Below are 6,197 nucleotides of genomic sequence, written 5' to 3'. Positions count from 1 at the left end.
AATAACCAACTTAAACTGAAAATATTATGACAACTCCAACAGTAGATTTAATTCAATTTGCGGGACTTGGAACCAATCTCGTTCTTGATGCAAGCCATATTCCTATGATAGATCTAGTTAAAATTGCCGGTTTGATCAATGAAAACGGAGGACATTTACGTCTTGTGAATTGTAAAAATGTAGATACGGGAGACCTTATAGATATTGTAAATGTTGCCCCTGAATACATTACCCTTGATTTTACAGAAGGACATTACAGGTGATTAATGCAATTCATTTATTCAATAAGTATCGATGTACAAAAGTAGTTTAAACGTTTAATTAAGCTATACCTTATTTTTTATGAAGTAAAAGCCGAGACTAATTTAATTGAGTTAATTTGAATGATTTGAATGATTTGAATGATGCAAGTTAAGTCTTATGTCCAAAATTTTTGGGCATTTGCATTGTTACTGATATTATTATTTTATCTGTCTGCATTGGGACAATTTTTTGAAATTAAGTCTGCTGTTAAAAGCGTAGAAAACAAACAGGAAGTTCAGGAATGTACGGTATTTACAATATCTAAATCAAAAAATTATACTAATACATTTTCATTCGTTTGCCCTGAGTGGAATACTTGCATTATGACTAATAGCTTATAATTTTCGTATCTTTATCATCAATCAGGTTTTAATATTATCCGTGTTTCTGTTATGCCAGTTGAAATATTTGATTTTAAATTTGGAATCAACCATTGTTACCTTATTAAAGATAAGGGTGCTATAATTATAGATAGTGGTCCGCCATTTGCCGGGAAAAACTTTTTAAAAAAGCTGGCAGATTATTCTATTGCCCCAAAAGAAATAAAATTAATTGTATTAACCCACGGAGATTTTGATCATGCCGGATGTGCAAAAGAGATGCAGGAAATATGCGGAGCTAAAATAGCAATTCATGAAAAGGATAGAATAAATCTCGAAGAAGGGATATTTAACTGGCCAAAAGGAGTTACAACCTGGGGGAAAATATCGCGTTCGTTGTTATTGCCTTTACTGAAGAATAATGTGAATCTCAAAACTGTGAAGGCTGATATAGTATTAGATGGCAGAGAAATGTCACTCGAAAAATACGGTATTGACGGAAAGATTATTTATACACCGGGACATACAATTGGTTCTGTGAGTGTTCTGCTCGATTCAGGCGAAGCTTTTGTAGGTTGTATGGCACACAGCGGATTCCCCTTCAGACTTAGCCCCGGATTACCTATTTATGCCGAAAATATTGACTTATTAAAAGAGAGTTGGAAATTGTTGATCGACAGGGGAGGTACAATGATTTATCCTGCCCATGGAAATCCATTTCCTGCAGAAGAAATTAAGAAGTATATCTACAGATGAATATTTTGACGTTCAAGGTTCATATAATTATTTTCGGGTAGTAAAAAAACTCCTTTCAGGGAGAAAAATCAATTATGTATATTCTGAAAAGTGTAATTTAATAACCAGAGTTCCCTCGTCGAGCTCAGGTTAATATGTTTTGTCTTTTTTTCTCAGACATATGATTAGTGTCATCAATTTCATATTTAATTTTTTATATGTTTGGAATTGCAAAGCCCGAATGATTAACTAATATCTATCCGGTATTTTATAATTAGTGGCTTTGTTCCGAGCTATTGCTGATACGGGTTTGTAAATAAGAATCAAAAAAACACAAAGAATGAAAGCAGAAATTAATAACGACTTAACAAAAAAATTCCATAAAGGTACAATTTGGATGCACTGGCTTACGGCTATATTTATCGGAATATTGGTCCTTTCAAGTTTAAAGATAGCAGGATTTGAAGCTCTGGAAAGAAGCTTAATGATTAAGTTGCATCTGTTTTTTGGCAGTTTTATTTTTATTTTCACAATTGTTAGAACCTATCTTTTTTTCAAGAAAGAACAACCGGAGAATATAAAAACAGGTTCGAAGTTTGTTGATAAACTCGTGGTGTGGAATCACAATTTGTTCTATTTGTTTTTGGTTGGAATATCGATTATGGGAATAATTGTAGTTGTTGATGGGCAATATATTGACGGTCTGATAAACGGGATTGATAGGATAACTCCACAAAAGGAAATCTCCATGCTGAAATATCATGTTTTGGCTACGTTTTTAATGATTTTACTGGCTATTGTTCACGTTTTCGGGGTTGTAAAACACTATGCGTTTACGAGGGAAAATACACTTAAAAGAATTTTTTAAAGTTGGGAATGTAAATCTGAATTCATAAAGCTAACTCAACATTTTATTTATATAAAAATATTATGAAGGGCATCAAAGTAACACTCATTATTTCCCTGGTTTTTAATTCTCTTTTCCTGATGGGACAAAATAGCGAGGTTGAAAACCTCGTAAAGGAGGGAATTGAATTACATGATATTGGAGAATATAAAAAAGCAATAGAAGTTTATAAGAAAGCGTTGGATTTAGATCCTAAATCCGGTTTAGTAAATTATGAAATTGCCTTTTCTTATTTTTCCGATCATAATTATAAAAATGCAGAAAAGCATAGTAAAAAAGTTATTGACCAAAAAGGTGATCATCTGTTGCCTGCATATATCACATATGGCAATGCCTTGGATATGCAGGGTAAAACTAAAAAAGCTATAAAGGTCTTTGAGAAGGCGATGAAAGACTTCGATAATTATATGTTGTATTATAATCATGCTATAACCTGTTATAATGCAGGTGAAAATGATAAAGCGTATGATTCTGCAATAAAGGCAATCAGCAACAATTCATCACATGCCAGCAGCCATTTGGTATTAAGTAAAATTATGGAGAAAGAAGGTGTTAGAATAAAAGCTATGCTTCCGTTATACTTTTTCCTATTAATCGAACCTAATTCAGACAGGGCAGCAGTAGAATATAAAAATCTTAGAGGATTTATTGATTTTGGTGTTTCTAAAGAGTCGGAAAAGAAGATTAATGTGGAGGTACCTATGAATGGAGATCCTGATTTCGGAGCTGCCGAAATGATGATCAGTTTATCGAGAGCTGCTAATAATGTGGAGGAAAATAAAGGGAAAACCGATCTTGAATTATTTTCAGATAATAACGAAAGTCTTTTTAAAATTCTCGGAGAGTTAAAAAATGATAATTCCGGATTTTGGTGGGATTTTTATGTTCCATTTTTCAATGATTTGGCGAATGCTGATTTGGCAAAGTCGTACAGCTATTACATTTCTCTTTCTAAGGGAGAGGAAGCTGTAAGTTGGATAGATGAAAATAGCGAAGAATTCGAAAAGTTTAAAAATTGGTTAAACAAGTAAATACATATAGCTAACTTAGCAGGAACCTATGTAAAATTACAGATATGATTTACCTGTTGATTGGTATGAGTTTGTTTTTTCTGGCGATTGGATTTATCGTAACAGAGAACAATGCTAAAAATATTATATCAGGATACAATACACTTGATGACGAAGAAAAAAAGAAGGTAGATATAATAGCTTATGTCTCTTACTTTAAAAAATTTCATTTACTACTTGGATTATCATTTTTATTTATCGGGTTAATTATATACTTATTGAGTAAAGGAACTGTCGTCATATTTTTTGCTGTATATCCTATTGCTGCGTATATATATTTTCTCAGGAGTGCTAATAAATACACAAAAGGTCAGTTTGCTAAATTGAACACGGTTGGAGTTTGGACACTGGTAATCACCCTGATAATTGTTTTGGCGGTGTTTGCATTTGCTTACAAAGAAGATAAGGTGACTTTCGACTTTGAAAAAATAGAATTTCATGGAGTATATGGGGAAGAGGTATTAATATCTGAAGTTCACAGTATTGAGCTTGTGAATACTTTGCCCGAAATATCCTTTAAAACTCATGGATTTGCAATGGGAGAAATTAATAAAGGGTATTTTAAAACAAAGGATGGAAATACGGTAAAATTGGTACTTAATTCAAGTTACAAACCTTACTTGCTTATAACAAAAACTGATGGAGAAAAAATATATTTCTCGGCAAGAGAAGAATCGAATGAAGAAATATATGGTAGTATGAAAAATAATTTTGCTGACAGTTTGTTTGAAAAATAAGGAAAGTAGAAGTTAAAGAAGTATAATATCAATTATTTCTGATAAATAAACTATTCAAAAATTAGTACTTAATATGGAATACAACAGAGCCAAAACTATCGATTTTTTCTTCGATGAAATTAATTCCGGAAATATGGAATTTTCGGATATGAGGAAACGTTTGGAAAAGGGTAATGTTGAAGATGATGAAATTAAAGTTGTTGTTAAACAGGTAGATAAGCAGCTTCAAAGATTTGCCCAAAATAAATCAAATCAGGAATTAGGAAAGAATATAATGTTTGGCGGTTTATTCATTAGTTTTATAGGGTTATTCATTACTATTGCAACCTTCACAGGGATAATTGATTTCGGAAATTATTTTATTTTAGCTTACGGACCTGTCGGAGCCGGATTGATAATTACATTTCAGGGAAGGTCAAGAATGAACGGAAAATAATATTTTAAAAATGTACAACTAGTAAATAATTTACTGATGAAAAAATTGATTTTGATTGTCGTTTCAATGGTGTTTTCATTACATCTATTCTCCCAAAGCACTGTTAAGTGTGTTATTAAAACATCGAAGGGTGATATTTACCTTGAGCTCTATCCCGAAAAAGCACCTGTAACAGTTGGTAACTTTTTAAAATATGTTGATGCAGACTTATATACAAACAGCAGTTTTTTCAGAACATGTACACCGGAAAATGAAGCCGACAGGGATATTAAAATTCAGGTAATTCAGGGGGGAGATGTAGAAGAAGAAAAATCATTTGACCCTATAAAAATTGAAACTACAAAAGAAACATCAATTTTGCATAAACACGGAACAGTATCCATGGCAAGAGCTGAACCAAATACTGCAACCAGCAGTTTTTTTATCTGTATTAACGACCAACCTGAACTTGACTTTAACGGTAAACGCAATCCCGACGGATATGGTTTTGCAGCTTTTGGTCAGGTAATCAAAGGTATGGATGTAGTTCTTGAAATTCAAAAAGCCAAAAATAATGATCAGTATTTAGTGGATCCTGTGAGGATTATCTCAATTGAAAGAGTTAAGTAGTATAGAAAATACCAAATCATACTCATTACTTTTATTGAAAAACTTAGTTGAAGATTTTTCTTTTGGCAGAAAATTTAGAGTAAGCCTGTATCTACATCTGTACATTATATTCTTCGGGGAACTGAGCCGGTATCATATCTTTATCAACTTCGAACAGCTGTAATAAATCAATTTCTACTCCTCTTGATATAGTAGAAATAGGCACGTCGTTTGAGGAGCCTTCAAACGGATTTTCGCCAACTCTTCCAATTCTTTCCATAGTGTGAAATACCCATTTTACCAGAACGATAAAAGGGATTGATGTCCATACAAAATAATCGCTGATCAAAGGAAAACTATCTTTAAATTTTTCACCGATTTCCGAAAACTCCGGAACTATTCCAAATGGTAAAAAAAGTACAAAAATCCATATAAAAAAGTGCGATAAGGTAGCATACTGTCTGGGATAAGGGAAGTTTTTGATCCGTTCTGATTTCCCTTGCAGATTGAAAAACTCCTGAAGTGTATTTTCTAAATTCAAAAAGGAAAATTGCCATATCAAACCTCTTTCCTTTTGTATACGCAGATTTTTCGATTGAAGGAATAAAATAGCAGCAGGCTTATTGGTTTTATCGTTTATATAATCCATTTCTTCCTTCGTGAGGTACTCCATTAAGTTGTCTTCCAGAAGAGAAACCTGTTCCGGAATATGGATCATATCAGACCATTCTCTGTTAGTGCGATGTTCTCTGAATACCTCCCATCTGCGGGGTTGTCGCATAGCGTATCTAAGGGAAATTAGCCAGGCTATTTGTCTGTAAATAAATCCAAGGCGAATTTTGTTAAGTTCTTCTTCACTAACATTTTCACCCTTATTATGTTCGTTCGAAATCATGTCTTTGATTTTCATGCCCCATGTACGGGAATTGTTTACTATCCCTCCCCAAATTTTTCTGGCTTCCCAAATTCTGCCATAAGCGGCATTGTTTTGAAATCCAATCATAAAAGCCAGTGCAGTACCAATTAATGCAACAGGTGTCCAGGGAACTTGTATAAATGTTAATCCAAATATGTCGTAAAGAAATATTACAAATGCCGTCA

At 33.0% G+C, this 6,197-nt stretch carries 8 protein-coding genes; 7 read left to right on the top strand and 1 reads right to left on the bottom strand.

Features of this window, described 5'->3' with window-relative positions; translation table 11 throughout:
- Nucleotides 1-26: 26 nt before the first annotated feature.
- The 7 genes from ABFR62_12545 (at nucleotide 27) to ABFR62_12515 (ending at nucleotide 5,117) form a co-directional block, all read left to right on the top strand.
- Nucleotides 27-263, top strand: coding sequence for a hypothetical protein (locus ABFR62_12545; protein ID MEN8139253.1), 237 nt, complete (start codon nucleotides 27-29; stop codon nucleotides 261-263).
- A 432-nt stretch (nucleotides 264-695) separates the two neighbouring features.
- Nucleotides 696-1,379 carry an MBL fold metallo-hydrolase gene (locus tag ABFR62_12540; GenBank protein MEN8139252.1) on the top strand — a complete coding sequence of 228 codons (684 nt, stop codon included), beginning with the start codon at nucleotides 696-698 and terminating at the stop codon, nucleotides 1,377-1,379.
- Between the two features lie 319 nt (nucleotides 1,380-1,698).
- On the top strand, nucleotides 1,699-2,226 hold the full coding sequence (locus ABFR62_12535) for a cytochrome b/b6 domain-containing protein (protein ID MEN8139251.1): 528 nt from the start codon (nucleotides 1,699-1,701) through the stop codon (nucleotides 2,224-2,226).
- A gap of 62 nt (nucleotides 2,227-2,288) precedes the next feature.
- Entirely contained in the window at nucleotides 2,289-3,296 is a 1,008-nt protein-coding gene (locus ABFR62_12530; protein ID MEN8139250.1) for a tetratricopeptide repeat protein, read from the top strand.
- 44 nt (nucleotides 3,297-3,340) lie between these two features.
- Nucleotides 3,341-4,072 carry a DUF3784 domain-containing protein gene (locus ABFR62_12525; GenBank protein ID MEN8139249.1) on the top strand — a complete coding sequence of 244 codons (732 nt, stop codon included), beginning with the start codon at nucleotides 3,341-3,343 and terminating at the stop codon, nucleotides 4,070-4,072.
- 73 nt (nucleotides 4,073-4,145) lie between these two features.
- The gene (locus ABFR62_12520; GenBank protein ID MEN8139248.1) at nucleotides 4,146-4,508 is read left to right on the top strand and encodes a hypothetical protein; all 363 of its coding nucleotides are present in this window, start codon (nucleotides 4,146-4,148) and stop codon (nucleotides 4,506-4,508) included.
- Nucleotides 4,509-4,544: 36 nt separating this feature from the next.
- Nucleotides 4,545-5,117 carry a peptidylprolyl isomerase gene (locus ABFR62_12515; GenBank protein ID MEN8139247.1) on the top strand — a complete coding sequence of 191 codons (573 nt, stop codon included), beginning with the start codon at nucleotides 4,545-4,547 and terminating at the stop codon, nucleotides 5,115-5,117.
- A gap of 91 nt (nucleotides 5,118-5,208) precedes the next feature.
- Here the strand turns inward: ABFR62_12515 and ABFR62_12510 are convergent.
- The coding region (locus ABFR62_12510) for a bestrophin family ion channel (protein MEN8139246.1) at nucleotides 5,209-6,197 on the bottom strand (989 nt) is incomplete at its 5' end.

This window comes from Bacteroidota bacterium (genome assembly GCA_039714315.1).
GTDB lineage: Bacteria > Bacteroidota > Bacteroidia > Flavobacteriales > JADGDT01 > JADGDT01.
This window is presented reverse-complemented; position numbering and strand designations above follow the sequence as displayed.

What these genes read in the sequence shown, in the direction of transcription:
- ABFR62_12545 (MEN8139253.1), top strand. Translation starts at nt 27, where the DNA reads ATGACAACTCCAACAGTAGATTTAATTCAATTTGCGGGACTTGGAACC.
- ABFR62_12530 (MEN8139250.1), top strand. Translation starts at nt 2,289, where the DNA reads ATGAAGGGCATCAAAGTAACACTCATTATTTCCCTGGTTTTTAATTCT.
- ABFR62_12515 (MEN8139247.1), top strand. Translation starts at nt 4,545, where the DNA reads ATGAAAAAATTGATTTTGATTGTCGTTTCAATGGTGTTTTCATTACAT.
- ABFR62_12525 (MEN8139249.1), top strand. Translation starts at nt 3,341, where the DNA reads ATGATTTACCTGTTGATTGGTATGAGTTTGTTTTTTCTGGCGATTGGA.
- ABFR62_12535 (MEN8139251.1), top strand. Translation starts at nt 1,699, where the DNA reads ATGAAAGCAGAAATTAATAACGACTTAACAAAAAAATTCCATAAAGGT.
- ABFR62_12540 (MEN8139252.1), top strand. Translation starts at nt 696, where the DNA reads ATGCCAGTTGAAATATTTGATTTTAAATTTGGAATCAACCATTGTTAC.
- ABFR62_12520 (MEN8139248.1), top strand. Translation starts at nt 4,146, where the DNA reads ATGGAATACAACAGAGCCAAAACTATCGATTTTTTCTTCGATGAAATT.